The organism is Sodalis-like endosymbiont of Proechinophthirus fluctus, assembly GCF_001602625.1.
Lineage (GTDB): Bacteria > Pseudomonadota > Gammaproteobacteria > Enterobacterales > Enterobacteriaceae.
The window spans coordinates 25456-27478 of the sequence record NZ_LECR01000042.1; the positions used below are offsets into that span (position 1 = coordinate 25456).

1 protein-coding gene and 1 pseudogene are annotated in these 2023 nt (G+C 50.6%); both read left to right on the forward strand.

The window, feature by feature from the left end; all coding sequences use genetic code 11:
- The first annotated feature begins 369 nt into the window (after positions 1-369).
- Positions 370-963, forward strand: a pseudogene (locus BG74_RS04935) (DNA/RNA nuclease SfsA).
- A 161-nt stretch (positions 964-1124) separates the two neighbouring features.
- Positions 1125-1580: an RNA polymerase-binding protein DksA gene (dksA, locus tag BG74_RS04940; protein ID WP_066597024.1), complete on the forward strand. Its 456-nt coding sequence runs from the start codon at positions 1125-1127 to the stop codon at positions 1578-1580.
- Positions 1581-2023 lie beyond the last annotated feature (443 nt).

A 2023-nucleotide genomic window follows, 5' to 3' on the forward strand; every position in this document is an offset into this window, starting at 1 on the left:
GCCGCCGAGCGTCACGCGAACTTCTGTAATTGGCGGCATAGCTGCGCGATCGGGCGACCCGCAACGATTGCCACCAAAGTTCACTGCCGTTTCACCCGCATATTTCGCTCTGGTGACAGTCGCTCCAACCGGTGGTGCTACCTCTGGACACGCCGGGCTGGACGATCCACGTAGGCCGATTCGGACTCTGGCTATCGGCGTTTAACAACAGTCGCGTGCTCTAATAGGCTGATGAAGAACTGTTGTCCTCTGCGCCGCGACGATGGTCCACAATAAGGAAAATCCATGCAATTCTAGCCTGCCCGACTCATACAACTCTATAAACGTTTTGAGGAAGATTTATCGGTTCACTGTGCCAACACTAGCGCCATGACCGGCTGCGCCACCGCTGGCAAATACCGTCTGGTGCGCCACCCAGGAAAATCGCAAACGTCGTTATCCGCACAGTTGGGAACTAACTGAAACCGCCAGCGGTCAATAGATAGGGATCAATACGCTGCACGCCGGAACGATTCTCGAGCTGGTGGAATATGCGCGTCTTCGCGGCGAAGTGCAATATGGAGCAGAAGAACAGCAGGATAGATTGGTTATTATCGGCAGAAGATCGCGCGGACTACTATATTGAGGTGAAATCCGTGAGATTATTGCAAAACCGGTCGGGCTATTTTTCCCGGATGCTGTAACGCTTCGTAGTAAAAAATATTTATGAGAATTACATGCAATAGCAGAATGAGATATCGTGTGGTGCTGTTTTTCTCCGTACTTCATTCGGATATCGACTGTGTGTCAACCGGTCCGCCACATTGACCCCACTATGCCGATCTGGTATTACAGGCTCAGCAGTCAGGCGTAGAAGTCCTGTGCTATGGTTGTCAGTTATCCTGGCAACGGCATGCGAATCCACTTCACATTGTCGATAATTATTTCATAGAGCTGTTAACCGAGAAATGGTGTAGAATATGATAATTTTCAAAATATTAACATCTATCTAGATACGCCTTTCCTGACACCATTGTCAAGTAGACGTCATGAATAATTGCCAACCTTAATGTCATCTGCTATTTATAGCGGCCTGTTTTTCCCCACTTTGGGGATCGCTAGTGCGTGTTAAAAGGAGAAGCAACATGCAAGAAGGGCAAAAACGTAAGACATCCTCCTTGAGCATTCTCGCCATCGCTGGGGTGGAACCATACCAGCAAAAGCCTGGTGAAAAGTACATGAATGAAACCCAGCTTCTGCATTTCAAGCGCATTCTTGAAGCGTGGCGTAATCAACTCAGAGATGAAGTAGGGCGTACCGTCTCGCATATGCAGGATGAGGCCGCCAACTTCCCCGATCCGGTAGATCGCGCCGCGCAGGAAGAAGAGTTCAGCCTTGAGCTGCGTAATCGTGACCGAGAACGTAAGCTAATCAAGAAGATTGAGAAAACCCTCAAGAAAGTGGAAGACAACGATTTCGGCTTCTGCGAATCCTGTGAGGTAGAAATCGGCGTTCGTCGCCTGGAAGCGCGTCCGACCGCTGATTTGTGCATCGACTGCAAAACTCTCGCCGAAATTCGTGAAAAACAGATGGCAGGGTGAGTATGAACTCGGTTTACTGCGGTGTCGTTTAGGGAAAATCATGACATCGTAGTAGCTTTAATGCTACGCCTTTTCCACCATTATTCCAGCCTCTGCTCCCTATATCGGGAGGCCTCTCTCTAATCGCCGTCCAGCGCGCTTCATTTCGGTTCCCTAATCGCCGCTCTGGGCAGCTATTTGCAAGGCCACACACTCTGAGCAGCTATTTGAAAGCACGCGCCTGTATATGACCAATGGCGGGTGCACGCATTCATTGAGGATATCGACCCGCGGCGGGAAGTGTGCTTGGCGCTACCAATGCCCTTTTGCGCCAGCGCGACCATTACGGCTTACATTGGGACGGGCCGGTCATATATCAGTCAAGCGACACGAAGCCTATCTCATGGCGCTGACGACGTAGCGCCAGCGCAACCCTGAGCTACTATTGCGACTGTACTACTGGC

Bases quoted from the DNA above. Each gene is read 5' to 3' on its own strand.
- dksA (WP_066597024.1), top strand. From the start codon at position 1,125: ATGCAAGAAGGGCAAAAACGTAAGACATCCTCCTTGAGCATTCTCGCC.